Below are 26,496 nucleotides of genomic sequence, written 5' to 3' on the forward strand. Positions count from 1 at the left end.
GATGCGCCCTCTGGTGTCAGTCCTGCGAGATTCCCATGTCCTGCTTGACGGCCAGGAACTCGGTGTTGCCCGGGATGCCTCCCTTCGTCTCCACGCTGGCAACGCCCAGTTCGATGACCGCATCCGCATCATGGCGGACGGTGCTCTCGGTGCTGTTCATCTCGTTCTCCTGGTGGTGTCATGGACAGTCATGACGCGTGGCAGCGTAGGAGGCGCGACGGTTCATTCTCAAATGATTATTGCGTTGCCACGCGATGATTGTTCCGGTCTGTGCGCCGGGTCGGGGAAAGGCGGATTCATGATCGTCGCGAAATACCGTGCAGGTGCGAACGGCACCCCATTCCGCCTGTGCGCGGGATCGGTGTGGCGGTGCGTCGCGCGGACGGCGGGTTGGCTCAGGAAAGGCGGTCGCGGCGGTCGACCAGCAGGGCGATGATCTGCGGAACCAGGTGCCGGCGCAGGGCATGGTAGCGCTGCAGTCCGGCCCTGAGCGCGGGCAGGTCGCGCCGCTGCCAGTGCCCGGCGAGCTCGGCCGGCGTCGGGGAGGCGTCGACGACCAGCGCCTGTTTCGCCCACCGTATCGGTGCGAGCCGGTCGTTGGCCTGCCTCAAGGCATCCTGCAGGGGCCGCAGTGACGTGGCGCGGGCGATGGCGTCGAACAGCCGCCACGTCTCCAGGGCCTCCTGGCCATCTGCGGAGCGTCCACGGTCGACGGTGTCCGCGGCCGGTGGCACGCCGGCCTCCAGGGCCATCGACAGCAGGCGTTCCTGCCAGTCGTACTGGTCGCGCAAGGCGATCTCGGTGGGCAGCGGTACCAGCAGTCCGTTGCGGGCGTGATCGGCTACCCGGCCCTCGCCGGCCAGCCGCGCGAGCGCGTAGCGTACCGGTGTCGGGCTGGTCGCGAATTCGGCGGCCAGGGCCATCGGGTCGATGCGTTGCCCCGGCAGGTAGCGGCCCGATCGCAGTGCCTGTCCGATCTGTCCGTGGAGATACGCGCTCTTGGAGTGGATCGCGCACATGGCGGGACTCCTTGTCTGCATACGCCGGTGGTGCGGATGGAACCGGACCCGGTGCCGGTCGGCGGGCGCCCGGCCAGGCGACCGCGCTGCATGCCTCGCGCCTGGGGTCGCCAAACGCGCATGGTGCAGCAATGTCCCGGCCGCGTATGTGACCTGTTCGATGGAATGCCGGTGGCCAGGGGCGTGGGCTCATGGCCTTTGGTTCTTTCACGCGGGGCGGCGGGGGGGCTGCGGGGATGCCGGCCAGGCGATCCGTTTCAGCGGAAAGCGCCTGTGTCCGGCCTTCGGTGCACCTCGACGCGGTGGCCGTTCTTGCCTATCGTCGGGGCTTCGACAACTGTGGGGAGCGGCAATGCGTGCTGGATATCTGTTGGGCCTGTTGTTGGCCGTCGGTACATCGCAGGCGGCCGAGCCGGTGGCGACGGTGCGGGTTGGTTTCGACCGTGCGGGCGTTACCGGTGTACGGGTCCAGGGCATGGCCGACATCGCCGCCGGGCGTGCTCTCAGCGCCGATGATCCGGTACGCATCGCCTCGATCTCCAAACTGGTGGCGGCGCTGGGTGTGATGCGCATGGTCGAGGCCGGGCAGCTGGACCTGGATACGGACGTGTCGGAGTGGCTGGAATGGCCGGTGCGCCATCCGCAGCATCCGCAGACGCCGATCACCCTGCGCCTGCTGCTGTCGCACCGCGCCGGGCTCACCGATGCGGCCGGATACTACGCCGTCCCCGTGGGCGGGCATCTGCGCGAGGTGCTGGAGGATCCGCGGGCCTGGGACGCGGCGCACGCGCCGGGCACGTTCTTCCGCTACGCCAACGTCAACTTCCCGATCATCGCCGCGGTGATGGAGAAGGCCAGCGGCGAGCGTTTCGACCGCCTGATGCAGCGCCTTGTGCTGCAGCCGCTGGGCATCGCCGCCTGCTACAACTGGGAGAGCTGCGACGATGCGACCGTGGCACGCGCGGTGGTCCTGTACGACGAAGCCCACCAGCCGGTGCGCGACGACAACCGTGGCAAGCGGCCGGCGTGCGCGGTGGTGGCCGCGGCCGATGGCAACTGTGATCTTTCCCGCTGGCGTGCCGGCGAGAACGGTGCACTGTTCGCGCCGCAGGGCGGGCTGCGCATTTCCGCCAACGGCCTGGCCAGGATCGGGCGCCTGCTGCTGGGCGAAGGCGAGGTGGACGGTGTGCGCCTGTTGAGCGCGGGCTCGGTGCGCCTGCTGGCGCAGCCGCTGTGGACCTATGCGCCCGGTGCCGGGGTGACGTCCGAGGAGGACGACAGCGGGCAGGGCGGCGATGGATTCTTCTGCCGCTATGGCCTGGCCATGCAGACCCTGGCGACGCCGGTAGCGGGCTGCCATGACGATCCGTTCGGTGACGGGGTGGCCCGTGTCGGCCATTCCGGCTCGGCCTATGGCCTGTTGTCGGGCTTGTGGATCGACCCGGTCAGCGGCACCGGCGTGACCTATTTCGCCACCGGCCTTCCGGAGGCGCGGCAGGGAACGCACTCGGCGTTCTCGGCGGTCGAGGAAGCGCTGACCCAGCCCTGAGTGCTGGGTGGGCCGCGGTCAGGGCCGTGACGACCTGTACGGGCGCGGGCTGCCGGCTAGCGGCGCCCGTCGCCCTCGCGGCGCTGCCGGCGCAGTGCGCTGCGCATCAGGCGCTGGAAGGTCGGGCACTGCAGATGGTCGGCGTGGCGGCAGTGCGCGGTATGCCGCAGGCCGTCGCGCAGCGCCTGCAGGCGCGCGATGTGCCGGTCCAGGTCATCGGCCCGGCGCTGCAGCTGCGGGCGGTCGATCACCGGAACGCCGTCGTCGCCGAGCATGCTGCCGATCTCCTGCAGCGAGAAACCGGCGGCGCGCCCCAGCGCGATCAGGGCGAGGCGCTGCATCACCGAGGCGTCGTAGACCCGGCGCAGGCCGTTGCGGCCGAGCGGCGCGATCAGCCCGCGGCTTTCGTAGTAGCGCAGGGTGGAGGCGGGAATGCCGCTCTGCCGTACGACCTGCCCGATGTCGATCTCCTGCATGCTTGACCTCAAGTCGGCCTCAACCGCGAGACTGCGCGCAACAGGGTCTCATGAAGGCGGGAAAACGATGCAGAGTGTGGAAGTCGTCATGCGGGTCATGGCGGTCGGTGCCGTCGCCACGGCGGTGACCGATCTGTGGGCGGCGATGCTGCGACGGCTCGGGCGTCCTGTCCTGGACTATGCGCTGCTTGGCCGCTGGCTCGGGCACCTGCGCCGCGGGCGCTGGCGGCATGCACCGATCCAGGCCGCCGCGCCGGTCCGGTGCGAGCGCCTGCTGGGCTGGCTGGCGCACTACGCCATCGGCATCGGCATGGCCGCGGCATTGCTGGCCGTGCTGGGCAGCGGCTGGTTGCGGGCACCGACGCTGGCGCCGGCGCTGGCCTTCGGGGTCGTCAGCGTGGCGCTGCCGTTCCTGGTGATGCAGCCGGCCTTCGGGGCCGGCATCGCCGCCGCGCGCGTGCCGCGGCCGTGGCCGGCACGGCTGCAGAGCGTCGCCACCCATGCGCTGTTCGGCCTGGGGCTGTACTTGGGGGCGCGGGTGTTGTCGATTTTTATTGTTTGAAATCAACGGGTTGATGGATCCGCTTGCGGGGCTGCTAGCCTTTCCTTCCCTTGTGGACGGAACAACGCCATGACCATCGATTCGCAGTCGGACATCGACGGCCTGCGCCGCGTCGGCCGGTTGGTCGCGCAGGTGCGCGAGGCCATGCTCGCCGCGGCACGGCCGGGCATGACCACCGCCGAGCTGGACCGTGTCGGCGAGCGGCTGCTTGCCGACCAGGGCGCGCAGCCCGCGCCGCGGCTGACCTACGGGTTTCCGGGCATCACCTGCATCAGCGTCAACGAAGAGGCCGCCCACGGCGTGCCCGGCGAGCGGGTGCTTGCCGCCGGCGACGTGCTGAACGTGGACGTGTCGGCCGAGCTGGGCGGCTATTTCGCCGACACCGGCGGTACCCGGGTCCTGCCCGAGGCCGCGCCGCGCGATCTGCGGCTGTGCCATGCCGCGCGCAGCGCCCTGGACAATGCCTTGAAGGTGGCGCGTGCCGGGCAGCCGCTGAACCTGATCGGCGCGGCGATCGAGCAGACCGCGCGCCGTTTCGGGTTCCGGGTGATCGAGAACCTCGGCAGCCATGGCGTGGGGCGCGCATTGCACGAAGAGCCGGAGCATATCCCCGGCTATTACGACCCGCAGGACACGCGCCGGCTGCACGACGGCATGGTGATCACCATCGAGCCGTTCCTGTCCACGCGCAGCCGCCGGGTCGAGGAGGGGGACGACGGCTGGACCTTGCTGGGCACTCCCGGCAACCGGTCGGCGCAGTACGAGCACACCTTGATCGTCACCCGCGGCGAGCCGATCGTGGTTACGCTGCACTGAGTGTGCCGCCCGCCGCGCGGCATCGACGCGGCGTGCACGTGGGCACGGCCAGGGTGGAGGTCCCGCTGCCCCCTCCCTGCCGCATGAAGACGCCGCCGCCACGGACCCCCGATGGCCGCTACCTGGTCGTACGCGGCCGGCTGTGGCGCATGGCCGATCCCCGCCTGCCGGATGCGCAGCGCCAGCAGGCGGTGCGGGCGCTGATGGCCGCACGCCGCGCGGTGGGGCTGGCGCGGCGGCGCGGGGACCGGGAAGCGCTGGCGCGCGCCGGCGCCGCGGTCGATGCGGCCAAGCGGCAGCTGGGCGAGCGCGGGCCGGTCTGGTGGGACGACGGTGCGCCGGACTACAACCGCCACCTGGCCAGGAACACCCCCTACGCGGCCTGGTATGCCGGCCTGGCCGTGGACGCGGCCACCGGCCGCGGGTCCTGAGCCCCTGCCCGGCGCACCGTGACCGGCGGTGCCTATACCTTGGTATATCCCGCGCATCCGCATGTGCATGGCGGGTGTGCCAATGCCCGCTGGCCGTGCCGGGAGCGCGGTGGGAAAATCTTCTCCGTCGCCGGGAACACGGTTTCCGGCCCGCAACCACGGCAAGGCGCGCCGCGCCGCCGATCCCTCGCAACCCGAGCCCCACCCCCGTCGGCCACGCCGGCCGGTGCCGGCCGCATGACAAGGAGGACGCCATGGACCCCGACCCGCATCGGCGCTTGCCTGCGCCCGCACGACTGTCCGTTTCCATGATCCAAGACACCGACCGGATGCCGGCTCCGGGGTTGCCACCCGCGTGATCGCGGGGGACCTCCGTGGCCGTGTGCCGGAGGAGGTTCCCATGCTGTTCCGCATCCTCGATACCCATTCCCACGACGTCCTGCAGCGCGCCCTGCGGGCAGCGGTCGCCGCGCACCGCCCCGCGGCGCTGCGTGCGCTGCTGCACGCCCGGGGCGAGCGGGCATTCGCCCGCGCCCTGGGCGACCTGTCCGGGCGTGTCGTCGCCGACGCCCTGTCCATGCTGCCGGCCGCCGCCCGCGGTGGCGTGCTGCGCCATCTGCCGCGTGCCGCGCGCAAGCGCCTGCACGAGATCGAAGGCGGCGATCCGCGCCAGCCCGTCGCCGCGCACCGCGTGGCGTGGGCCCCGCGCCTGTTCGCTTCCTGGTAGCGCCGGCGCCAGCGCCCGCTCCTTTCCGTCCACCCTTTCCGGGACCGTTCCCATGAAGATCCATTTCGCCGTACTGCCATTGGCCGGCGCCCTGCTGGCGGCCTGCGCCGGCCCGCATCCCTCCGCCGCCCGGGAGGGCGGTGCGATGTTCCATCACGACGGCGACGCCATCGTGGTGCCCGAGCAGTCGCCGCTCGGCGCGCGGCTGGTGGTGGCCGCGGTCCAGGAGCGTGCGTTCGCACCGCGGGTGGACGCGCCGGCCGCCGTGGAGGCCGAGCCGGAGAAGCTGCTGAAGATCGTGCCGCCGCTGGCTGGACGGGTGGTGCGCCTGCACCGCCGGCTGGGCGATGCGGTCGCCGCCGGCGATGCGCTGGCGACGCTGGATTCGCCGGAGCTGGGTGCGGCCCATGCCGAGCACGCCAAGGCCCAGGCCCAGTTGCAGCAGGCCCGGAAGGAGCATGCACGGCAGCGTGCGCTGCACGACGAGGACATCGCCGCCGCGAAGGAGCTGGAAGCGGCACGGGTGGCGCTGGCCGAGGCCGAGGGCGATGCCCGCGCGGCGGCCGACCACCTCGCGCAGGTGGGGGTCTCGGCCAAGAGCGGCTCGCGCCGCGAGTATGTGCTGCGCTCGCCGATCGCCGGCCGGGTGGTGGAGATGGAGGCCGCCCAGGGCGGGTTCTGGAACGACAACACCGCGGCGCTGATGACGGTGGCCGATCTGTCGCAGGTGTGGCTCACCGCGAGCGTTACCGAGCGCGACCTGCCGCGCATCGCGGTCGGGCAGCAGGCGCGGATCGAACTCAACGCTTGGCCCGGGCAGGCGTTCGAGGGTGAGGTGGCGTACATCGGCGACCTGCTCGACGTCGCCACCCGCACCGTGCCGGTACGGGTGGCGATCGAGAACGGCGACGGGCGCATGAAGCCGGGGATGTTCGCGCGCGCGAGCTTCGTCGCCGCCGACCGTCAGGCGTTGCTGGTGCCGGCCACCGCGCTGCTGCAGAACGGCCTGCATACCCAGGTGTTCGTCGAGCGCGCGCCGGGGCGTTTCCAGCCGCGCACGGTGACCGTGGGAGCCAGCGCCGGCGATTCCGTGGAGGTGCTGTCCGGGCTGCGTGCCGGCGAGCGGATCGTGGTCAGGAACGGGGTGCTGCTCAATGATTGACGCCATCGTCACCACCTGCTTCCGGCGCCGCGGCATCGCCTGGCTGGTGTTCGCCCTGGTCGCCCTGTACGGCCTGTGGAGCTGGAAGCAACTGCCGGTCGAAGCCTATCCGGACATCGCCGACGTCACCTCGCAGATCGTGGTGCAGGTGCCGGGCCTGGGCGCGGAAGAGATCGAGCAGCAGATCACCATCCCCCTGGAGCGCGCCCTGCTGGGAACCCCGGGCATGCACGTGCTGCGTTCGCGCAGCCTGTTCGCGCTGTCGCTGGTCACCATCGTGTTCGAGGACGGCACCGACGGCTATTTCGCCCGCGAGCGGCTGCAGGAACGGCTGGCCGAAGTGTCCCTGCCCTATGACGCGCGGCCGGAGCTGGACCCCTACACCTCGCCCACCGGCGAGGTCTACCGCTACACCCTGGAGTCGCAGACGCGCAGCCTGCGCGAGTTGTCCGAGCTGCAGGCCTGGACCGTGATTCCGCGGCTGCGCAAGGTGCGCGGCGTGGTCGACGTCACCAACTTCGGCGGGCTGACCACGCAGTTCATGCTGGAGCTGGACCCGTTGCGCCTGCACCAGTACGCGCTGTCGCTGGGCGAGGTGAGCGACGCGATCAATGCCAACAACGCCAATGGCGGCGGCAGCGTGATCGACCGCGGCGAGCAGAGCTACGTGGTGCGCGGGGTGGGCCTGCTGCGCTCGCTGGAGGACATGGGCAACGTGGTGGTGAAGAGCGAGGGCGGCGTGCCGGTGCTGGTCAAGGACCTGGGCACGCTGACCTACGGCAACGTCGAGCGGCGCGGCATCCTCGGCAAGGACGACACCCCGGACACCATCGAAGGCATCGTGCTCCTGCTCAAGGACCACAACCCTTCCGACGCACTGGCCGGCATCCATGCCGCGGTCGCCGACCTCAACGACAACCTGCTGCCGGGCGACGTCCGCCTGGTGCCGTTCCTGGACCGTACCGAGCTGATCGACGCCACCCTGCGGACGGTCGGCTTCACCCTGGCCGAAGGCATGGTGCTGGTCAGCCTGGTGCTGCTGCTGTTCCTGGGCAGCCCGCGCGCGGCGGCGATCGTCGCTTTGACGATTCCGCTGTCGCTGCTGATCGCCTTCATCTTCATGCACCACTTCGCCATCCCGGCCAACCTGCTGTCGCTGGGCGCCATCGACTTCGGCATCCTGGTGGACGGCGCGGTGGTACTGGTCGAGAACGTGCTGCGCCGGCGCGAGCAGGAGCCCGGACGGCCCCTGCGCGCACGCGATGCGATCCAGGCCACGCTGCAGGTGGCGCGGCCGATCTTCTTCGGCATGGCGGTGATCGTCTGCGCCTACCTGCCGTTGTTCGCCTTCCAGCGCATCGAATACAAGCTGTTCTCGCCGATGGCCTATGCGGTGGGCGCGGCCCTGGCCGGCGCCCTGGTGGTGGCGCTGACACTGGTGCCGGCACTGGCATGGCTGGCGTTCCGCACGCCGCGGCGGGTGTTCCACAATCGCGTGCTGGAAGCGCTGTCGGTGCGCTACGGGCGGTTCCTCGAACGCCGGGTCGGGCGTGGCCGCTGGCTGCTGGCCAGCTGTGGCGCGGCGCTGCTGGGCCTGGGCGTGCTGTTTTCCAGCCTCGGCCGCGATTTCCTGCCCTACCTGGACGAGGGCTCGCTGTGGCTCCAGGTGCAGATGCCCTCCGGCATCACCCTGGACAAGGCCGCGGAGATGGCCGATGCCCTGCGCGCGGCGACCCTGGAGTTTCCCGAGGTGTCGTACATGGTCACCCAGACCGGGCGCAACGACGACGGCACCGACTACTGGACGCCCTCGCACATCGAGGCCAGCGTCGGCCTGCACCCCTACCGGGAATGGACCTCCGGGTTGACCAAGCAACAGCTGATCGACCGTCTGGCCGCGCGCTATGCGCAGATGCCGGGCTACTCGGTGGCCTTCATGCAGCCGATGATCGACGGTGTGCAGGACAAGCTGTCCGGTGCCCACAGCGATCTCACCGTGAAGGTGTTCGGCCAGGACCTGGGAGAGGTGCGCGGCCTGGCCGAGCACATCGCCTCGGTGCTGGAGCAGGTGCCCGGCGCGGCCGATGTCGCGGTCGACGTGGAGCCGCCACTGCCCAACCTGAAGATCGACCTGGACCGGGCCGCGGCGGCGCGCCATGGCCTCAACGCGGCCGACGTCGCCGAGTTGATCGCCACCGGCATCGGCGGCGCGCCGATCGGGCAGCTGTACGTGGACGAGAAGAACTACGACATCGCGGTGCGGTTCCCCGAGCAGCACCGGAACAGTCCCGACGCCATCGGCGCGCTGACCCTGACCACGCCCGACGGCGCCCGCGTGCCGCTGGCGGACGTGGCCCGCATCGGCACCACCTCCGGCGAGAGCGTGATCGTGCGCGAGATGTCCGAGCGCAACATCATCGTGCGACTGAACGTGCGTGGCCGCGACCTGGCCGGCTTCCTGCGCGATGCGCAGCAGGCGGTGGAGCGCGGAGCGGCGTTCGACCACAAGCGCCTGCGGGTGGAGTGGGGCGGCCAGTTCGAGAACCTGGAACGTGCCGAGGCGCGCCTCGCGCTGATCCTGCCGATGACCCTGGGCATCATGTTCCTGCTGCTGTTCGGCGCGTTCGGCAACCTGCGCCAGCCGCTGCTGGTGCTGTGCACCGTGCCGCTGGCGATGCTGGGCGGATTGGCGGCACTGCACCTGCGCGGCATGACCCTGAACGTCTCCAGCGCGGTCGGCTTCATCGCCCTGTTCGGGGTGGCGGTGCTCAACGGCGTGCTGATGCTGGCGCAGATCAACCGCCTGCGCGGTGAAGAAGGACGCGGCCTGCGCGAGGCGGTGATCGAGGGCGCCCGCAGCCGCATGCGGCCGGTGCTGATGACCGCCTCGGTGGCCGCCATCGGCCTGACCCCGGCCATGCTCGCCACCGGGCTCGGCAGCGATGTGCAGCGCCCGCTGGCCACCGTGGTGGTCGGCGGGCTGCTCAGCGCCACGGTGCTGACGCTGCTGCTGCTGCCCTCCCTCTACCACCTCATCGAAGACCGTTTCGCCCGTCGCCGTGGCGGTGGATCCGCGACGCCGGCGCAGGAGACCCCATGAACGACATCGCACGCATCGCCACCCTGGCCGTGGCGCTGATGGCCGCCGGCTGCGCGGTCGGGCCGGACTTCCAGCGGCCGGAGGCACCGCGTACCGACGCCTGGATCCAGGGGCGCCTGCCCGGGACCACGGTGTCCGCACCGGGGCCGGTGGGCGACGCCCAGCGCTTCCTGCACGACCGCCCCGTCCCGGCGCGCTGGTGGACGGCCTTCGGGTCGACCGAACTGGATGCCCTGGTGGCGGCCGCGCTGCAGGCCAATCCCGATCTGCAGGCGGCCGAGGCGGCGCTGCGCGAGGCCCGCGAGAATGCGGCCGCACAGCGCGGCGGATTCTGGCCCGAGGCCGATTTGCAGCTGCAGCCGCTGCGCGAGAGGGCCGCCGAGGAGGACAGCAGCGCGCTGAGCCTGCACACCGCACAGCTGACCATCAGCTACGCGCCCGACGTGTTCGGGGGCAGGCGCCGCGAAGCGGAGGCCCTGGGCGCGGAGCTGGACGCGCAGCGTTTCGAGCGCGAGGCGGTGTACCTGACGCTGGTGGCCAACGTGGTCGAGAGCGCGATCGGCGGGGCCGCGCTGCGCGCGCAGCTGGCTGCCAGCGAGGCGCGGGTGGCGCAGTCGCAGCGGCTGTTGGAGATCGTGCAGCGGCAGCACCGGGCCGGCGATGCGGGCGGCAGCGAGGTCGCTGCCCAGGAAGCCGAGCTGGCGCAGGCACGGGCCGAGCTGCCGCCGCTGCACAAGGAGCTGGCCGCGCGCCGGCACCAGCTGGCGGCACTGACCGGGCAGCTGCCGGGCGCGGCGGCGCTGCCGGAGCTGCGCCTGGACAGCCTGTCGCTGCCGGTCGAACTGCCGCTCGGGGTGCCCTCGCAGCTGGTGCGGCAGCGCCCGGACGTGCGCGCGGCCGAGGCCCGGCTGCAGGCGGCCAGCGCCGCCATCGGGGTGGCGGCGGCGGCGCGGCTGCCGTCGATCACGCTGAGTGCCGGCGCCGGCCGCTACGGCACCCGGGCGTCGCCGTTCGGCCAGACCGGCAGCGGCTTCTGGTCGATCGGTGCGGAGCTGCTGCAGCCGCTGTTCCGTGGCGGTGCGCTGCGCCATGGCCAGCGCGCGGCGGTGGCGGCCTACGAGCAGGCCCAGGCGCAGTACCGCGCCACGGTCCTGGGCGCCTTCCAGGACACCGCCGACGCGCTGCAGGCCATCGTCAGCGACGCCCAGGCGCTGCAGGCCGCCCACGCCGCCGATGCCGCCGCGCACCGCAGCCTGGCCATGGCCATCCGTCAGCGCGCGCTGGGCGCCACGTCGCAGGCCGACCTGCTCCTCGCCCAGCAGGCGCGCGAGGACACCGCGATCGCCCTGGTCCAGGCCCGTGCCGAGCGGTTGGCCAGCACCGTGGCGCTGTACCAGGCGCTGGGGGGCGGCTGGCAGGCGGCCGCCGACGCCACCGCCGCGCGCGAATGAGCGCACCCCCCTCTGCAACGGGAGACGTTCCATGAAGCCCATCGAGACCCTGCTGAAGAACCTGTTCAGCGCCTTCGTACGCCGCCGTCGCGCCAGCGGCCTGTTCGGTCGTCCCGCCGTGCTCGACGGCATGGACCGCGGCGATGCCTCGGGCCCGGCGTTCGCGCAGGTGGCGCGCGGCCTGCGCCGTGCCGCCAGCGAGGACGTGGCCGCCGCCCTGGCGCGGCTGTCCTCGCACGCCGACGGCCTGGGCGCCTCCGAAGCGGCCGAGCTGCGCGACCGTTTCGGTCCCAACGAGGCCGGCCACGAGAAGCCGCTGCCGTGGTGGGAGCACCTGTGGCACTGCTACCGCAACCCCTTCAACCTGCTGCTCACGCTGCTGGCGGTGATCTCGCTCCTGACCGAGGACCTGACCGCGGCCGCGGTGATCGGGATCATGGTGACCCTGAGCACCCTGATCCGCTTCGTGCAGGAGGGGCGCTCCAACCGCGCCGCCGAACGGCTCAAGGCGATGGTCGGCAACACCGCCACGGTGCTGCGCCGGCAGGCGCTGGACCCGGAGGTGGCCGACATCGGCGCGAAGTACTTCGGCGTGCGCCTGCATGCGCAGCGTGGGGCCACCACCGTGGAGGTGCCGATCCGCGACCTGGTGCCCGGCGACCACGTGCTGCTGTCGGCCGGAGACATGATCCCGGCCGACTGCCGGCTGCTCGCCGCCAAGGACCTGTTCGTGTCGCAGGCGGCGATGACCGGCGAATCGCTGCCGGTGGAGAAGTTCGCCGACATCGGCCGGCCGTTCGAGTCGGTGTTCGATGCGCCCAACCTGGTGTTCATGGGCACCAGCGTCACCTCCGGCTCGGCCACCGCACTGGTGGTGGCGACCGGGCCGCGCAGTTACTTCGGCGCGTTGTCCGAGCGGGTCACCGCCAGCGACCGCACGCCGACCGCGTTCCAGGCCGGCGTCAACGGCGTGAGCTGGCTGCTGATCCGCTTCGCGCTGGTGATGGCGCCGGTGGTGCTGCTGATCAACGGCTTCACCAAGGGCGACTGGACCGAAGCGTTCCTGTTCGCACTGTCGGTGGCGGTCGGGCTGACCCCGGAAATGCTGCCGATGATCGTCACCTCGACCCTGGCCAAGGGGGCGGTGCTGCTGTCGCGCAAGAAGGTGATCGTCAAGCGCCTGGACGCGATCCAGAACTTCGGTGCGATGGACGTGCTGTGCACCGACAAGACCGGCACCCTGACCCAGGACCGGATCGCCCTGGAACGGCATACCGATGCTGAGGGCGTGCCGTCGGACGAGGTGCTGCGCTACGCCTTCCTCAACAGCTGGTACCAGACCGGGCTGAAGAACCTGCTCGACCATGCAGTGCTCGAGCATGCCGAACTGCAGCGGGAAATGCGCGTCGCCGAGGAATACAGCAAGGTCGACGAGATCCCCTTCGATTTCCAGCGCCGGCGGATGTCGGTGGTGGTGGCCGACCGCGACGGTGGCCGCACGCTGATCTGCAAGGGCGCGGTGGAAGAGGTGCTGGCCGGCTGCGGCCGCATCCGCGTGGAGGGTGCGGACGTCGCCCTGGACGGCGCGCGCCTGGAGCGGGTGCGCGCGGTCACCCGCGAGCTCAACGGCCAGGGTCTGCGGGTGGTGGCGGTGGCGGTCAAGGACAGCCCGGCGGCACAGTCGGTGTATTCGGTGCGCGACGAGGCCGGGCTGACCCTGGTCGGCTACATCGCCTTCCTCGATCCGCCCAAGGAATCGACCGCCCCGGCGCTGCGCGCGCTGGATGCGCACGGCGTGCAGGTCAAGGTGCTGACCGGCGACAGCGAGCTGATCGCCGCCCACGTCTGCGGCCGGGTGGGGCTGGCGCATGCCGACATCGTGCTCGGGCCGCAGGTGGAGGCGATGGACGATGCGGCACTGGCGCGGGCGGTGGAGACGCACGCGGTGTTCGCCCGGCTCACCCCGCACGACAAGGAGCGCATCGTGCGTGTGCTGCGCGGCAACGGCCACGTGGTCGGCTTCATGGGCGACGGCATCAACGACGCGCCCGCGCTGCGCGCGGCCGACATCGGCATCTCGGTGGACTCGGGGGTGGACATCGCCCGCGAAGCGGCCGACATCATCCTGCTCGAGAAGAGCCTGATGGTGCTGGAGGAGGGCGTCATCGAAGGCCGCAAGACCTTCTGCAACATGCTCAAGTACATCCGCATGACCGCCAGCTCCAACTTCGGCAACGTGTTCTCGGTGCTGGTGGGCAGTGCGTTCCTGCCGTTCCTGCCGATGCTGCCGCTGCAGCTGCTGGTGCAGAACCTGCTGTACGACGTGTCGCAGACGGCGATCCCGTTCGACGACGTCGACGCCGAGCTGGTGGCGCGGCCGCTGCGCTGGAACCCGGCGGACATCGGCCGCTTCATGCTGTTCTTCGGGCCGATCAGCTCGGTCTTCGACATCATCACCTACCTGGTCATGTGGTATGTATTCGGGGCCAACAGCCTGGCCGGGCAGGGCCTGTTCCAGTCCGGCTGGTTCGTCGTCGGACTGCTGACCCAGACCCTGATCGTGCACATGATCCGCACCCCGAAGCTGCCGTTCATCCAGAGCCGGGCGGCCTGGCCGCTGACCCTGGCCACGCTGGTCATCATGGCCATCGGCGTGGTGCTGCCGATGACCCGCCTGGGCGGCTGGTTCGGCCTGCAGCCGCTGCCGCCGGCCTACTTCCCGTGGCTGGTGGGTATCCTGCTCGGCTACGCGGCGCTGACCACGGCCATGAAGACGCTGTACATCCGCCGCTTCGGCTGGCAGTAGCCGGCCGGGCCCACCGCCCAGGGACAGAGAGGACCGATGCACGCCATCCATTTCAGCAGCCTGGAGACGCTGGTCACCACCTTCGTCAACCTCAGCGCGGCATTCCTGTTGGGGGCCACGATCGGCATCGAGCGCCAGGTGCGGCAGCGGACCGCCGGCCTGCGCACCAACACCCTGGTGGCGGTGGGCGCGGCGATCTTCGTATCGCTGGGCACGCGCCTGTTCGAGATCAACGGCGGTTCGCAGACCCCGATCCACGTCGTCGCCTACGTGGTCTCGGGCATCGGCTTCCTCGGTGCCGGCGCGATCATGAAGGAGGGCGCGAGCATCTCCGGGCTGAACACCGCGGCGACGCTGTGGGGCTCGGGCGCGGTGGGCGCCTGCGCCGGCTCCGGGCTGCTGGGCGAGGCGCTGCTGGCGGCGCTGTTCGTGCTGGCCGCCAATACCCTGCTGCGGCCGGTGGTCAACCAGATCAACCGCCGTCCGTTCCGCGAGGAGACCGGCGAGGCCACCTACCGGGTCTACGTGATCTGCGCGCGCGACACCCAGTCGGACGTGCGCGAGCAGGTGGCCGAGCTGCTGGAGGACGCCAGCTATCCGCCGCGCCAAGTCGAGGACCACCCGTTCGGCGGTGGCGAGGTCGAGATCGAGTTCACCCTGTACGCCACAGCGGTGCAGGCCGAGGAGCTGGATGCGGTGGTCGAGCGCGTGGAAGCCCTGCCGGGCGTGACGCAGGCGTTCTGGAATGCCGGCGAGGACACCTGAACCGGGCGCCCCCGGGGCCGCGTCGGCCGTGATCGGCGACAATACCGGGCCCCAGTGGCGGACGCGCGGTTCCCGGCGCGGGCCACCGGGCCTCCCGACGCCGCAGGTGCCTTCCATGTCCCCATCGCAGCGCATGCCCCTCGTGCTGAGGCTGGCGCTCATCGCCACGGTGATGGCGGTGATCTTCGTCGTCGACACCACGACCCGCTACGAGGTCGCCGCCGCCGTGTTCTACACCGTGGTGGTCCTGACCGCGGTGCGCCTGGTCGGGCGTACCGCGCTGCTGCTGCTGTGCGCCGCCTGCATCGTGCTGACCGTGGCCAGCCTGGTGCTCACGCCGCATGGCGACCTCCGTTCGGGGCTGGTCAACATGGGCATCAGCATCGCCGCCATCGTCATGACCACCTGGCTGGCGCTGAAGATGGAGGCCGCGCGCGCGGCGGCCCACGAGGCGCAGGCGCAGCTGCTGCGGATCACCCGCATCACCAGCCTGGAAGGGCTGACCACCTCCATCGCGCACGAGGTCAACCAGCCTCTGGCGGCCATCGTCACCAGCGGCAACGCCTGCCAGCGCTGGTTGGCGCAGGACGCACCGAACCTGGAGCGGGCACGCCAGGCGCTGGAACGGATCCTCGCCGATGCCGGGCGCGCCAGCGGGATCATCGCCCGGGTGCGCAGCCTGACCCGCGGCGAGCCGCCGCAGCGCGCGCCCTTCGATCTCGACGAGGCCGTGCGCGAGGTGGTGGAGCTGTCGCAGGCGAACATCGCGATGCACCACATCGTGCTGTCACTGGAATTGGCCGGGACGTTGCCGCCGGCGTTGGCCGACCGGGTGCAGGTGCAGCAGGTGGTCGGCAACCTGCTGCTCAACGCGATCGAGGCGCTGCTGCCGGTGGCGCCCGCCGCGCGCCGGTTGCGGCTGGCGTCATGCAGCGAGGACGGCATGCTCCTTCTGTGCGTGGAGGACACCGGGGTGGGACTCGCGCCGGGCATGATCGACCACCTGTTCGATGCCTTCTGGACCAGCAAGGACGAAGGCATCGGCGTCGGCCTGAGCATCAGCCGGGCGATCGTCGAGGCCAATGGCGGCCGCATCTGGGCCGAGCCGGGCGCCCGCGGCGGCGCGGTGTTCCGCTTCACCCTGCCGGTCGCCGACGGGGAGGCCGCGGCATGACCGGTGATCCGCAGGTGTCCCTGGCCGAGCCCGTGGTCTATGTGGTGGACGATGACGCCTCCGTGCGCGCGGCGCTGGAGGACCTGCTGGCGTCGGTCGGCCTGGAGGTGCGGGTATTCGGCTCGACCCGGGAATTCCTCGCCTTCCCGCGCGGCGACGCCCCGGGCTGCCTGGTGCTGGACGTGCGCATGCCGGGGCAGAGCGGCATGGATTTCCAGCGCCAGATGGCCGAACTGGGGGTGGCGCTGCCGGTGGTGTTCATCACCGGCCATGGCGACATCGCCATGGGAGTGGAAGCGATGAAGAACGGCGCCCTGGAGTTCCTGACCAAGCCGTTCCGCGACCAGGACCTGCTGGATGCCATCCATGCCGGCATCGACCAGGACCGCTGCCGGCTGCAGGGGGCCGCACGGCTGGCTGGCCTGCGTGCGCGCTGGGCATCGCTGAGCGCCGGCGAGCAGGAGGTCGTCCGCCTGGTGGTACAGGGCCTGCTCAATAAGCAGGTCGCCGCCGAACTGGGCATCAGCGAGATCACGGTCAAGGTCCGCCGCGGCCACGCTATGCGCAAGATGCAGGCGACCTCGCTGGCCGACCTGGTGCGGCTCACCGCGCAGCTGGGATTCTGAGCACCGCGCCCGCGGGGCGGAGGCTCGCTGCTACCGGGACTGCGGATGTCGGGGCGGCTGAGGCGCGGTAGCGCCGGGCCGTGCCCGGCGTGGGCTTTGCCGGGAAGGTGCCAGCGGGGCGGGGCCCCGCTCTACAGGGACGCTGCGGATATCGGGTTGGTCGGGCGCTGTAGCGCCGGGCCGTGCCCGGCGTGGAGCGCGGAAGGCCAAGGCGGGGGTGGGGTGTTTCGGATCCCATCAGTGCGTGGGCCAGCGGCGCCAGGCATGGGGGTAGTCGTCCGCATGCCGGCAGAGGCCGGCGCGCACGGGGTTCTGCATCAGGTAGGTGACGAGGGCGTGCAGCGATTCGTGATGGCGTACGGCATGGTCGTGGTAGCCGGGCTGCCAGAGGCGGCCACGGGTCCGCCGCAGCCGGTGGATGCGCCTGGCCGAGCCGGCCTTCATGTCCCGAAGGCACGCGGACAGTGTTCCCTGGCGCAGTTGGAACAGCCAGTGCAGATGATCAGGCATGACCACCCACGCAAGGGTCAGCGTGCGCTTGAGTCGGTCGGATGTCCGGAGCGCTTCCAACAGGGCATGCACGTGTGCGTCATCGAGGAACCAGGGATGCCGGCGAGCAGTCACGGTGGTTACCGAATAGACGTAGCCAACGCGGGACACCCGTCCCAGAAGCAGTTTGGGGCTGGCCATGGAACCAGCATGCCGTGCATGCACGGACAGGGCATGTCGGTGCGTGTCCCGGCATGACGTGGGGGAATGCCGGGAATGGGGTGGAGGCAGGTATGTGTTCGAGGATGGGGTGTCGCGGAAGCCCCAGCGGGGCGGGGCCCCGCTCTACAGGGACATCGGGCTGGTCGGGGCGCTGTAGCGCCGGGCCGTGCCCGGCGTGGGCTTTGCCGGGAAGGCGTCAGCGGGGCGGGGCCCCGCTTTACAGGAAGACTGCGGATGTCGGGCTGGTCGGGGTGCTGTAGCGCCGGGCCATGCCCGGCGTGGGCTTTGCCGGGAAGGCGTCAGCGGGGCGGGGCCCAGCTCTACAGAGAGGCTGCGGATGTCGGGGCGCCGGCGGCCGGGGTCAGGGGCGGGCGGGGAGGGCCTGCCAGTCGTTCTGGCCGGTGGTCAGGGTCCAGCCGACCAGGTCGGTCGCGGTGCGGCCCAGGGCGGTCTCGAAGGCGGCGGTCACGCTGCCGACATCGGTGCGCGCGGACGGTTCGGCGACCAGGAAGGTGCGGGCGGCGACCACGCGCTGGTCCAGGCTGTGGATCAGCTTGGCGTTGAGTTCGATGGTGGCGCTGGGCAGGGCCTTGCCGGCGTAGTCGGACTCGAAGCGGCGCAGGTCGATGGCGAGCTTGTAGTCCGAGCGGATGCCGGTGGCGGTGCGGGCGGCCGCGCCGATCCGTCCGGAATCCTCGAACCCGCGCAGCAGCGCCGCCTCCAGCATGTCGGTGGCCGGCTGCGACCAGGTCGCGCCGCGGTACACCTCCAGTTCGCCCGGGGTCGGCCGTACGTTGATGCGCGGGCTGTCCACCATGCGCGCGGCGACCGGCTTGGCGATGGCCAGCTGCCAGGGCACCTGCGGCCAGTGCGGGTCGGTGGCGATCCGCGCCTGCGGTGCATACACGGTGACGGGGGTGCGCTCGCCGCTGGCGAGCACCGAGCAGCCCGCCAGGGCCAGGAGGCAGAGCGGGGCGAGCAGGCGTGTCGGCAGGAGGGTGGTCACGGTTCGAACTCCTTCGGGGCGTCGCGGCCGAGCAGGTAGCGCGCCGGGTTGTTCTCGAGCCGGTCGCTGACCCGGCGCAGGTCGCGGATCAGGCCGCGCAGCTCGCCCAGGGTGGGACCGAGCTGTGCCAGGCCGTCGTTGGCGAAGCTGTTGATGGCGGCGCGGTTCTCGCCGAGGATCGCGTCGGCGTTGCCGGCGGCCGCGTCGAGCTTGGACAGGCTGGCGTCGAGCTTTTCCAGGGTCGCCGGCAGGCGGCGGACGATGTTCTGGTCCAGATGCTGCAGGGTGCCGTTGGCGGTGGTGAGCGCGGTATTGAGGTTGCGGGCGGCATCGCGGGCCTCGACCAGCAGCGCCTGGGTGCCCTGGTCGCGGCTGGCCAGGCCGCCGCTGATGGTCTCCAGGTGGGCCAGGGTGTTGGAGATGCGGTCCACGTTCTCGTCGCTGAGCAGTTCGTCCATGCGCTCGACCACCCGGTTGGCGACGTCGGTGATGTTCTGCAGCGCCGACGGCGAGGTCTGGATGGTGGGCGCGGTCTCCTTGCTGACCGTGGTCAGCGCCGGCGCCTGCGGGCTGCCGCCGCTGAGCTGGATGATCGCCGGGCCGGTGACGCTGGTGATCGCAAGCTTGGCGCGGGTGTCGGTCTTGACCGGGGTGGTGGAGTTCAGGCGCAGCAGTGCGACCACCTGCCGCGGGTCGTCCGGGGCCAGCGACAGGTCGGTGATCGAACCCACCGAGATGCCGTTGTACTGCACCGGGCTGCCGACCGACAGGCCGGTGACCGCTTCGTTGAACACCACGCGGTATTCCTGCCAGGTGCGGTCGGAGGAGTACTTGGCGGCCCATAGCCCGAAGGCCAGCAGGGCGACGCCGACGATCAGGGTGAAGGCGCCTATGAGGACGTAGTGGGCTTTGGTTTCCATGGCTCAGGCAGGCTCGGGCGTGTGGCCGCGCGCGGCGCGGGCGCGGGGGCCGTGGAAGTAGTCGCGGATCCACGGGTGGTCGAGGCGTTCGATCTCCGGCAGCGAGGCGACCGCGATCACCTTGCGTTCGGCCAGTACGGCGACCCGGTCGCAGATGGCGTAGAGCGTGTCCAGGTCGTGGGTGATCAGGAACACGGTCAGGCCCAGGGCTTCCTGCAGGGTCTTGATCAGGCGGTCGAAGGCGGCCGCGCCGATCGGGTCCAGCCCGGCGGTGGGCTCGTCCAGGAACAGCAGCGGCGGGTCCAGCGCCAGCGCCCGCGCCAGGCCGGCGCGCTTGCGCATGCCGCCGGACAGCTGCGAGGGCAGCTTGTTGATGGCGTCGGCAGGCAGGCCGGCCAGCTTCACCTTCAGCAGCGCCAGTTCGTAGTGCCAGCGTTCGGGCAGGTCCGGATGGTGTTCCTTCAGCGGCACCTGCACGTTCTCGCCCACGGTCAGCGAGGAGAACAGCGCACCGTCCTGGAACAGCACGCCGGTGTTGCGCTGGATGTGCAGCCGGGCCTGGGTGTCGTCCGAGCGCGCATCCACGCCCAGCACCTCGACGCTGCCGGCATCGGGCGTGCGCAGGCCGAGGATGGAGCGCATCAGCACCGACTTGCCGGTGCCGGAACCGCCGACGACGCCGAGGATCTCGCCGCGGCGCACGTCCAGGTCCAGGTCCTCGTGCACGGTCTGCGGGCCGAAGCGGTTGACCATCCCGCGTACGCGGATCGCCAGCGTGTCGTCGTCCTGTCCGTCGTTCCTGGAGGGAATCGCCATCGTGCCCGCCTCACCAGTCCACGTACATGAACCACAACGCGGCCAGCGCGTCGAGGATGATGACCAGCGAAATCGTCTGCACCACGCTGGAGGTGGTGCGCTCGCCGACCGACTGCGCGGTGCCGCGCACCTTGAAGCCTTCCAGGCAGCCGATCAGGGCGATGATCAGCGCGAACACCGGGGCCTTGGACATGCCCACCAGCAGGTGCCGCACCTGCATGGTGTCGTACATGCGCGCCAGGTACATCTGCGGCGGGATGTCCAGGTCGAACGCGCCCACGGTCACGCCCCCGGCGAGGCCGGCGATCATGGCGATGAAGGTCAGCAGCGGCAGCATCACCACCAGCGCCAGCACCCGCGGCAGCACCAGCAGGTCGATCGGGTCCAGGCCCAGGGCCTGGATCGCGTCGATCTCCTCGCGCGCCTTCATCGCGCCGATCTGCGCGGTGAAGGCGCTGGCGGTGCGTCCGGCCAGGACGATGGCGGTCAGCAGCACGCCGAACTCGCGCAGGAAGGCGATGTTGACCAGTTCGACCACGTACACCTCCGCGCCGAAGTCGCGCAGGATGGTCGAGCCGAGGAAGGCGATCACCGCGCCCACCAGGTAGGACAGCAGGGCGATCAGCGGGACCGCGTCCAGCCCCACCTGCTCCATCTGGTGCACGGTGGCGGTGAGCCGCAGCCGCCGCGGCTGGTGCAGCAGGCGGCCGAGCTTGGCCAGGTTCTCGCCGAAGAAGCCCAGCAGCACCACGATGTTGGTGCCGATGGCATGCACCGAACGGCCCAACCGGTCCAGCGCGGCGGCGAAGCCGTAGTCGCGCTGCGCGCGCGGCCGCTCGTCGGCGACTTCGTCGATGGTGCAGACCAGGGCATGGTGCTCGTCGCGGAACAGCAGCGCGTCCTCGTCCAGCCCGGCCTGGCGCGAGAAGCGCAGCAGCTGCAGGACGCCGGCCGAGTCGAGCTGCGCGATGCCGCGCGCGTCCAGTGCCTGCACCGGCGCCTTCACCCCCTGCAGCAGGTCGGCGGACTGGAGCGCGGTGGACAGCGTCCATGTGCCCGACAGCCGCAACCGGCCGTCGACATCGGGGTCCATCGTGCAGTGGGGCGGTTCGGCGGCTTTCATGGTGGTGGACGTGGGATGCCCGAAGCATACCCCGTCCCCCGTCGGCCGCGCATGAGCATGGGGCGCGGGAGCGATTCCGGGTGATACTAGCCGCCATGTCCACCGATGCCACCGCACCCGTCTCCAACCGCGCGACCTATGCGCAGCGCGTTGCGTTCGTCTCGGAGATCGCCGGCCGGCTGCACAGCTACGGCACCACCGCGCAGCGGCTGGAACTGGCGGTGGTGGCGCTGGCGCAGCGGCTGGACCTGGACTGCGAGCCGTGGTCGAACCCCACCGGCATCATCCTCAGCTTCAGCGATCCGACCCAGGCGATCGGCTCCAGCGACATCACCCGGGTGATCCGCCTCGGGCCGGGCAGCAACGACCTGCACAAGCTGGCGCTGGCCGACCAGATCGCCGACGCCGTGGCCGGCGGGCAGATGAGCATCGCCCAGGGCCATACCGCGCTGCGCCAGCTCGACCGGGACGCCACTTGGCGCGACAACGCGCAGATGCTGCTGTCGTTCTGCCTGGGCTCGGCCGGCGTCGCCGGCATGTGGCGGCTGCCCTGGCTGGATGTGGTCACCGCCGGCGTCACCGGGCTGTTGATCGGCCTGCTGCAGTTCTATACCGACCGCCATGTCGCCACCCGCGAGGCCAGCGATGCGCTGGCCGCACTGCTGGCCGGGTTCATCGCGGTGCTGGTGGCCAGCTACATCGGGCCGCTGAACCAGAACTCGGTGATCATCGCTTCGCTGGTGGTGCTGCTGCCGGGCATGGCGCTGACCAACGCGGTCAACGAACTGGCCAGCCAGCACTGGGTATCGGGCACGGCGCGTTTCGCCGGAGCGCTGACCACCATCATGAAGTTGACGGTAGGCGCGATGATCGCGGTGACCCTGGCCAACCTGATGGGCCTGGAGCCGGTGGTGCGCGCCTCGCGCCCGCAGGCGGACTGGGTGGAGTGGGCTTCGGTGATGGTGGCGGCCTTCGCGTTCGCCATGCTGTTCCGGGCCGCGATCAGGGACTACCCGTGGGTGATCGCGGCGTCGCTGGCCGGCTATGCCATTTCCCGCTATGCCGGGCAGCATTGGGGCGGGCCGGCGGGCATCTTCCTGGCGGCGATGCTGCTGACCGCGGCCGGCAACCTGTTCGGGCGCCTCAAGCAGCGGCCCGGCGCGATCATCCGCCTGCCCGGCATCATCATGCTGGTGCCCGGCAGCATCAGCCTGCGCGGCGTGCTGAGCCTGCTGCAGCAGCAGAACGTGGATGCCGGCGAGTCGGCGCTGCTGACGGTGCTGAACGTGGTGATGGCGCTGGTCGCCGGCCTGCTGTTCGGCAACCTGCTGATCCCGGCACGCAAGAACCTCTGAGGCGCCCCCCGGGGCGCGGTCGGCAGGGCCCCGCGGCTACCGCCGCGGCAGGCGTTCCAGCCCGCGCGCGATGCGCGCCACCGCCTCCTGCAGGCGTGCGACTTCCTGGGTATAGGCGATGCGGACATGCTGGCCGGCGCGGTGGTGGCCGAAGTCCAGCCCCGGCGTGAACGCCACGTGCTCGGTTTCCAGAAAGTGCGCGCAGAAGGCCTGTGCGTCGTCGGTGAACGCGCTGACATCGCAGTACAGGTAGAACGCGCCCTGCGGCTCGACGTCGATGCGGAAGCCCAGCGCGCGCAGCGCTGGCAGCAGGTAGTCGCGGCGCTGGCGGAACTGCGCGCGGCGCTGCTCGAAGATCGCGATGGTCTCCGGGGCGAAGCAGGCCAGGGCCGCATGCTGGGCCATCGACGGCGCGCTGATGTACAGGTTCTGCGCCAGCTTCTCCAGCTCGGGCACCGCCGCCGGCGGCGCCACCAGCCAGCCCAGGCGCCAGCCGGTCATGCCGAAGTACTTGGAGAAGCTGTTGAGCACGAACGCCTCGTCGTCCACTTCCAGCACGCTGGGCGCATCGAAGCCGTAGGTCAGCCCGTGGTAGATCTCGTCCACCACCAGGTGCCCGCCGCGGGCCTTCAGCGCGGCCGACAGCGCGGCCAGCTCGGTGCTGTCCAGGGTGGTGCCGGTGGGGTTGGCGGGGGAGGCCACCAGCGCGCCGACGCTGTCCGCGTTCCAGTGCCGGGCGATCTGCTCCGGGGTCAGCTGGTAGCCGCTGTCGGGCCCGACCGGCACCAGTTGCGCGGCTCCTTCCACCAGGCGCAGGAAATGCCGGTTGCAGGGGTAGCCGGGGTCGGCCAGCAGCCAGTGCCGGCCGGGATCGACCAGTAGGCTGGATGCCAGCAGCAGTGCGCCGGAGCCGCCAGGGGTGACCAGGATGCGGTCCGGATCGATGTCCCGGCGGTAGCGCTGCCGGTAGAAGCCGGCGATGGCCTCGCGCAGCGCCGGCAGCCCGCGCGCGGCGGTGTAGCGGGTATGCCCGGCGGCCAGCGCCGCCTGGCCGGCACGGACGACGGGCTCGGCGGTGGTGAAATCGGGTTCGCCGATCTCCAGGTGGATCACATCGTGGCCCTGCTGTTCCAGCGCGTTGGCGCGCGCCAGCAGGGACATGACGTGGAACGGGGCGATTTCACTGCTGCGCCGGCTGTAGCCGCGGGCGCCGGGGGCGGGGGTGTCCATCGGGCAATGATAGGCCGGCCGTGGTGGCCGCGGCGTTGCCGTGCCGGCGGGGCGTGGCAAACTGTGGGCCATGCGTGGTTGGCGTCCAACCCGCCCTGCCGGAGCGCACCGCGTGAAACCCACCCTCTGCCTGTTGGTTGCCAGCCTGATGATGAATACCGCCGCCGCCGCTCAGCCGGTCCCGCCCGATGTCGAGAAGCGTCCCCACACGGTCAAGGCGCCCTTCGGCGCGGAGCGCGCGGACGAGTACTACTGGCTGCGCGACGACACCCGCAAGGACCCGGCGATGCTGGCCTACCTGGCCGCCGAGAACCGCCATGTCGATGCGCTGATGGCCCCGCTCAAGCCGCTGGAGGAGTCGCTGTACGGCGAGATCGTCGGCCGCATCAAGCAGGACGACGCCAGCGTGCCCTACCGTGAACGCGGCTACTGGTACTACAGCCGCTACGAAGCCGGCAAGGACTACCCGGTCTACGCCCGCCGCAAGGGCGACATGCAGGCGCCGGAGGAGGTCCTGCTGGACCTGAACACGATGGCCGAAGGCAAGGGCTACTTCAGCGTCGGCGACATGGAGGTCAGCCAGGACAACCGCCTGCTGGCCTGGGCCGAGGATGCGGTCGGCCGCCGCCAGTACACGCTGCGCTTCAAGGACCTGGAAACCGGGCGGGTGCTCGACGACGTGATCGAGGGCGTGTCGCCGAACGTGGTCTGGGCCGACGACAACCGCACCCTGTTCTATGTCGAGAACGATCCGGAAACCCTGCTGACGGTACGGGTCAAGACCCATGTGCTGGGCACCCCGGCCAGCGCCGACCGGCAGGTCTACGAGGAGCGGGACGACAGCTTCTACATGGGCATCGGCCGCACCCGCGACGACCGCTACATCACCATCGGCGTGGAGAGCACGGTGTCCTCCGAACTGCGCTACACCCCGGCCGCCGACCCCGGGGCATTCACGGTGCTGGCCGCGCGCGCGCGCGACGTCGAGTACGACGCCGACCACTACGACGGCCGCTGGGTGATCCGCACCAACGCCGACGGCGCCACCAACTTCAAGCTGATGACGGCGCCGGAAGGCGCCAGCGGCCGCGGGCAGTGGCAGGACTGGATCGCGCACGATCCGCAGGTGCTGATCGAGGGCTTCGAACTGTTCGACGGCCACACCGCCATCGCCGAGCGGGCCGAGGCCCTGGAGCGCGTGCGCCTGCTGTTCGCCGACGGCCGCAGCGAGTTCGTCAAGGCCGACGAGCCGGCGTACTCGATGGGCCTGTCGACCAACCCGGAGCCGGACAGCGAGTGGCTGCGCTACACCTACACCTCGCTGACCACGCCGGCCACCACCTACGAGCTGAACGTGAACAGCGGCGAGCGCCGCCTGCTCAAGCAGCAGCCGGTGATCGGCTACGACCCGTCGCTGTACCAGACCGAGCGCGTCTGGGTCACCGCGCGCGACGGCGCGCGGGTGCCGGTGTCGCTGGTCTACAGGAAGGGCTTCAAGAAGGACGGCAGCGCCGCCCTGTACCAGTACGCCTACGGCAGCTACGGCATGTCGATGGACCCCGGCTTCAACCAGACCGTGGTCAGCCTGCTCGACCGCGGCATGGTCTACGCCATCGCCCACATCCGTGGCGGCGAGGAGATGGGCCGCGGCTGGTACGAGGACGGCAAGCTGCTCAACAAGCAGAACACCTTCAACGACTTCATCGACGTCACCCGCGCGCTGGTCGCGCAGGGCTGGGCGGCCAAGGACCGGGTGGCCGCGTCCGGCGGCAGCGCCGGCGGCCTGCTGATGGGCGCGGTCGCCAACCAGGCGCCGCAGGACTACCGGGTGATGGTGGCGCAGGTGCCGTTCGTGGACGTGGTGACCACCATGCTCGACGCCAGCATCCCGCTCACCACCAACGAGTACGACGAGTGGGGCAACCCCGAGCAGAAGCGCTACTACGACTACATGCTGGCCTATTCGCCCTACGACAACGTGCGGGCGCAGGCCTACCCGGCGCTGTTCGTCGGCACCGGCCTGTGGGACTCGCAGGTGCAGTACTGGGAACCGGCCAAGTGGGTGGCGCGCCTGCGCGACCTGAACACCGGCACATACCCCATCGTGTTCCGCACCAACATGGAAGCCGGCCACGGCGGCAAGTCCGGCCGCTTCCAGCGGTACCGCGAACTGGCCGAGTCCTATGCGTTCGTGCTGTCGCAGCTGGACGTGGCGCACTGACGGCGGCCGGACCATGCCGGAACCCGCCAGGCCTCCACAACAACGCCCGGTGCGCCTGCGCTGGGCCTGGTGGCTGCTGGCCTATGCCAGCCTCGGCGTCGGCATCGTCGGCATCTTCGTGCCGGGGCTGCCGACCACGGTGTTCGTGCTGATTTCGGCATGGGCGGCGTCGCGCGGCTCCGAGCGCCTGCACCGCTGGCTGGTGACCCATCCGCGCTTCGGCAGGTCCATCGAAGACTGGCAGGCGCATGGCGCGGTCAGCCGCAAGGGCAAGTGGATGGCCAGCCTGACCATGCTGGCCTGCGCCCTGATCATGCTCTGGTGCGTGCCGGTGGCCTGGGTCAAGGGGTTCTCGATCGGCAGCATGGCCGTGGTCTGCGCCTGGCTGTGGGCGCGGCCGCTGCCGCCACGGGAGCGCCGCCCGCCGGGGCCGTGAGCGCGACGCGACGC

24 protein-coding genes are annotated in these 26,496 nt (G+C 70.9%); 15 read left to right on the plus strand and 9 right to left on the minus strand.

What is annotated here, in order from left to right; translation table 11 throughout:
* Positions 1-16 precede the first annotated feature (16 nt).
* Both K5L01_RS10055 and K5L01_RS10060 read right to left on the minus strand, forming a co-directional pair.
* Complete coding sequence (locus K5L01_RS10055) at positions 17-160, minus strand: benenodin family lasso peptide (RefSeq protein WP_250064260.1); 144 nt, start codon at positions 158-160, stop codon at positions 17-19.
* 235 nt (positions 161-395) lie between these two features.
* On the minus strand, positions 396-1,019 hold the full coding sequence (locus K5L01_RS10060) for a GntR family transcriptional regulator (protein ID WP_250064261.1): 624 nt from the start codon (positions 1,017-1,019) through the stop codon (positions 396-398).
* A gap of 352 nt (positions 1,020-1,371) precedes the next feature.
* On the opposite strand from K5L01_RS10060, the gene K5L01_RS10065 reads away from it, so the two are divergent.
* Positions 1,372-2,568 carry a serine hydrolase domain-containing protein gene (locus tag K5L01_RS10065; RefSeq protein WP_250064262.1) on the plus strand — a complete coding sequence of 399 codons (1,197 nt, stop codon included), beginning with the start codon at positions 1,372-1,374 and terminating at the stop codon, positions 2,566-2,568.
* Between the two features lie 56 nt (positions 2,569-2,624).
* On the opposite strand, the gene K5L01_RS10070 is transcribed toward K5L01_RS10065, so the two are convergent.
* Entirely contained in the window at positions 2,625-3,044 is a 420-nt protein-coding gene (locus K5L01_RS10070; protein WP_250064263.1) for a helix-turn-helix domain-containing protein, read from the minus strand.
* Between the two features lie 76 nt (positions 3,045-3,120).
* On the opposite strand from K5L01_RS10070, the gene K5L01_RS10075 reads away from it, so the two are divergent.
* The 11 genes from K5L01_RS10075 (at position 3,121) to K5L01_RS10125 (ending at position 16,664) form a co-directional block, all read left to right on the plus strand.
* The gene (locus K5L01_RS10075; protein WP_250064264.1) at positions 3,121-3,606 is read left to right on the plus strand and encodes a DUF2938 domain-containing protein; all 486 of its coding nucleotides are present in this window, start codon (positions 3,121-3,123) and stop codon (positions 3,604-3,606) included.
* 69 nt (positions 3,607-3,675) lie between these two features.
* The gene (gene map / locus K5L01_RS10080) at positions 3,676-4,422 is read left to right on the plus strand and encodes a type I methionyl aminopeptidase (RefSeq protein ID WP_250064265.1); all 747 of its coding nucleotides are present in this window, start codon (positions 3,676-3,678) and stop codon (positions 4,420-4,422) included.
* A gap of 83 nt (positions 4,423-4,505) precedes the next feature.
* Complete coding sequence (locus tag K5L01_RS10085) at positions 4,506-4,853, plus strand: disks large-associated family protein (protein WP_250064602.1); 348 nt, start codon at positions 4,506-4,508, stop codon at positions 4,851-4,853.
* Between the two features lie 400 nt (positions 4,854-5,253).
* The gene (locus tag K5L01_RS10090) at positions 5,254-5,580 is read left to right on the plus strand and encodes a hypothetical protein (RefSeq protein ID WP_250064266.1); all 327 of its coding nucleotides are present in this window, start codon (positions 5,254-5,256) and stop codon (positions 5,578-5,580) included.
* Positions 5,581-5,632: 52 nt separating this feature from the next.
* A complete protein-coding gene (locus tag K5L01_RS10095; RefSeq protein WP_250064267.1) occupies positions 5,633-6,742 on the plus strand; it encodes an efflux RND transporter periplasmic adaptor subunit in 1,110 nt (369 codons plus the stop codon).
* Positions 6,735-9,842, plus strand: a complete 3,108-nt coding sequence (locus tag K5L01_RS10100; RefSeq protein WP_250064268.1) for an efflux RND transporter permease subunit — start codon at positions 6,735-6,737, stop codon at positions 9,840-9,842. Before K5L01_RS10095 ends, K5L01_RS10100 begins: the two co-directional genes overlap by 8 nt.
* Positions 9,839-11,293, plus strand: coding sequence for an efflux transporter outer membrane subunit (locus tag K5L01_RS10105; protein WP_250064269.1), 1,455 nt, complete (start codon positions 9,839-9,841; stop codon positions 11,291-11,293). Before K5L01_RS10100 ends, K5L01_RS10105 begins: the two co-directional genes overlap by 4 nt.
* 31 nt (positions 11,294-11,324) lie before the next feature.
* A complete protein-coding gene (mgtA, locus tag K5L01_RS10110; protein WP_250064270.1) occupies positions 11,325-14,099 on the plus strand; it encodes a magnesium-translocating P-type ATPase in 2,775 nt (924 codons plus the stop codon).
* A gap of 36 nt (positions 14,100-14,135) precedes the next feature.
* Positions 14,136-14,864 (plus strand): MgtC/SapB family protein, encoded by a 729-nt coding sequence (locus tag K5L01_RS10115; protein ID WP_250064271.1) that lies wholly within the window; start codon positions 14,136-14,138, stop codon positions 14,862-14,864.
* A gap of 115 nt (positions 14,865-14,979) precedes the next feature.
* Positions 14,980-16,038: a sensor histidine kinase gene (locus K5L01_RS10120; protein ID WP_250064272.1), complete on the plus strand. Its 1,059-nt coding sequence runs from the start codon at positions 14,980-14,982 to the stop codon at positions 16,036-16,038.
* 14 nt (positions 16,039-16,052) lie between these two features.
* Positions 16,053-16,664 carry a response regulator transcription factor gene (locus K5L01_RS10125; RefSeq protein WP_250064603.1) on the plus strand — a complete coding sequence of 204 codons (612 nt, stop codon included), beginning with the start codon at positions 16,053-16,055 and terminating at the stop codon, positions 16,662-16,664.
* Positions 16,665-16,901: 237 nt separating this feature from the next.
* Here K5L01_RS10125 and K5L01_RS10130 read toward each other — a convergent pair whose 3' ends face one another.
* The 5 genes from K5L01_RS10130 to K5L01_RS10150 form a co-directional block, all read right to left on the minus strand.
* Positions 16,902-17,354, minus strand: a complete 453-nt coding sequence (locus K5L01_RS10130) for an REP-associated tyrosine transposase (RefSeq protein WP_250064273.1) — start codon at positions 17,352-17,354, stop codon at positions 16,902-16,904.
* Positions 17,355-17,736: 382 nt separating this feature from the next.
* Complete coding sequence (locus tag K5L01_RS10135) at positions 17,737-18,381, minus strand: ABC-type transport auxiliary lipoprotein family protein (RefSeq protein WP_250064274.1); 645 nt, start codon at positions 18,379-18,381, stop codon at positions 17,737-17,739.
* Positions 18,378-19,301: an MlaD family protein gene (locus K5L01_RS10140; RefSeq protein ID WP_250064275.1), complete on the minus strand. Its 924-nt coding sequence runs from the start codon at positions 19,299-19,301 to the stop codon at positions 18,378-18,380. Before K5L01_RS10140 ends, K5L01_RS10135 begins: the two co-directional genes overlap by 4 nt.
* Before the next feature lie 3 nt (positions 19,302-19,304).
* A complete protein-coding gene (locus tag K5L01_RS10145; protein ID WP_250064276.1) occupies positions 19,305-20,117 on the minus strand; it encodes an ABC transporter ATP-binding protein in 813 nt (270 codons plus the stop codon).
* Between the two features lie 10 nt (positions 20,118-20,127).
* Positions 20,128-21,240: an ABC transporter permease gene (locus K5L01_RS10150; RefSeq protein ID WP_250064277.1), complete on the minus strand. Its 1,113-nt coding sequence runs from the start codon at positions 21,238-21,240 to the stop codon at positions 20,128-20,130.
* Positions 21,241-21,335: 95 nt separating this feature from the next.
* Here K5L01_RS10150 and K5L01_RS10155 point away from each other — a divergent pair, with 95 nt between their 5' ends.
* Positions 21,336-22,595: a threonine/serine exporter family protein gene (locus tag K5L01_RS10155; protein ID WP_250064278.1), complete on the plus strand. Its 1,260-nt coding sequence runs from the start codon at positions 21,336-21,338 to the stop codon at positions 22,593-22,595.
* Between the two features lie 36 nt (positions 22,596-22,631).
* Here K5L01_RS10155 and K5L01_RS10160 read toward each other — a convergent pair whose 3' ends face one another.
* A complete protein-coding gene (locus K5L01_RS10160; protein ID WP_250064279.1) occupies positions 22,632-23,825 on the minus strand; it encodes a pyridoxal phosphate-dependent aminotransferase in 1,194 nt (397 codons plus the stop codon).
* Positions 23,826-23,937: 112 nt separating this feature from the next.
* On the opposite strand from K5L01_RS10160, the gene K5L01_RS10165 reads away from it, so the two are divergent.
* Both K5L01_RS10165 and K5L01_RS10170 read left to right on the plus strand, forming a co-directional pair.
* Positions 23,938-26,046, plus strand: a complete 2,109-nt coding sequence (locus K5L01_RS10165; protein ID WP_250064280.1) for a S9 family peptidase — start codon at positions 23,938-23,940, stop codon at positions 26,044-26,046.
* A 13-nt stretch (positions 26,047-26,059) separates the two neighbouring features.
* Positions 26,060-26,482: a YbaN family protein gene (locus K5L01_RS10170; protein WP_250064281.1), complete on the plus strand. Its 423-nt coding sequence runs from the start codon at positions 26,060-26,062 to the stop codon at positions 26,480-26,482.
* The last annotated feature ends 14 nt before the right edge of the window (positions 26,483-26,496 follow it).

It is taken from the genome of Stenotrophomonas mori (genome assembly GCF_023556335.1).
In the GTDB taxonomy this organism is placed as follows: Bacteria; Pseudomonadota; Gammaproteobacteria; order Xanthomonadales; family Xanthomonadaceae; genus Stenotrophomonas; species Stenotrophomonas mori.

Coding starts and splice junctions, on each gene's coding strand:
- K5L01_RS10120 (WP_250064272.1), top strand. CDS start 14,980: ATGTCCCCATCGCAGCGCATGCCCCTCGTGCTGAGGCTGGCGCTCATC.
- K5L01_RS10070 (WP_250064263.1), bottom strand. CDS start 3,044: ATGCAGGAGATCGACATCGGGCAGGTCGTACGGCAGAGCGGCATTCCC.
- K5L01_RS10060 (WP_250064261.1), bottom strand. CDS start 1,019: ATGTGCGCGATCCACTCCAAGAGCGCGTATCTCCACGGACAGATCGGA.
- K5L01_RS10115 (WP_250064271.1), top strand. CDS start 14,136: ATGCACGCCATCCATTTCAGCAGCCTGGAGACGCTGGTCACCACCTTC.
- K5L01_RS10095 (WP_250064267.1), top strand. CDS start 5,633: ATGAAGATCCATTTCGCCGTACTGCCATTGGCCGGCGCCCTGCTGGCG.
- mgtA (WP_250064270.1), top strand. CDS start 11,325: ATGAAGCCCATCGAGACCCTGCTGAAGAACCTGTTCAGCGCCTTCGTA.
- K5L01_RS10130 (WP_250064273.1), bottom strand. CDS start 17,354: ATGGCCAGCCCCAAACTGCTTCTGGGACGGGTGTCCCGCGTTGGCTAC.
- K5L01_RS10160 (WP_250064279.1), bottom strand. CDS start 23,825: ATGGACACCCCCGCCCCCGGCGCCCGCGGCTACAGCCGGCGCAGCAGT.
- K5L01_RS10100 (WP_250064268.1), top strand. CDS start 6,735: ATGATTGACGCCATCGTCACCACCTGCTTCCGGCGCCGCGGCATCGCC.
- K5L01_RS10155 (WP_250064278.1), top strand. CDS start 21,336: ATGTCCACCGATGCCACCGCACCCGTCTCCAACCGCGCGACCTATGCG.
- K5L01_RS10105 (WP_250064269.1), top strand. CDS start 9,839: ATGAACGACATCGCACGCATCGCCACCCTGGCCGTGGCGCTGATGGCC.
- K5L01_RS10150 (WP_250064277.1), bottom strand. CDS start 21,240: ATGAAAGCCGCCGAACCGCCCCACTGCACGATGGACCCCGATGTCGAC.
- K5L01_RS10065 (WP_250064262.1), top strand. CDS start 1,372: ATGCGTGCTGGATATCTGTTGGGCCTGTTGTTGGCCGTCGGTACATCG.
- K5L01_RS10140 (WP_250064275.1), bottom strand. CDS start 19,301: ATGGAAACCAAAGCCCACTACGTCCTCATAGGCGCCTTCACCCTGATC.
- K5L01_RS10145 (WP_250064276.1), bottom strand. CDS start 20,117: ATGGCGATTCCCTCCAGGAACGACGGACAGGACGACGACACGCTGGCG.
- K5L01_RS10055 (WP_250064260.1), bottom strand. CDS start 160: ATGAACAGCACCGAGAGCACCGTCCGCCATGATGCGGATGCGGTCATC.
- map (WP_250064265.1), top strand. CDS start 3,676: ATGACCATCGATTCGCAGTCGGACATCGACGGCCTGCGCCGCGTCGGC.
- K5L01_RS10170 (WP_250064281.1), top strand. CDS start 26,060: ATGCCGGAACCCGCCAGGCCTCCACAACAACGCCCGGTGCGCCTGCGC.
- K5L01_RS10090 (WP_250064266.1), top strand. CDS start 5,254: ATGCTGTTCCGCATCCTCGATACCCATTCCCACGACGTCCTGCAGCGC.
- K5L01_RS10085 (WP_250064602.1), top strand. CDS start 4,506: ATGAAGACGCCGCCGCCACGGACCCCCGATGGCCGCTACCTGGTCGTA.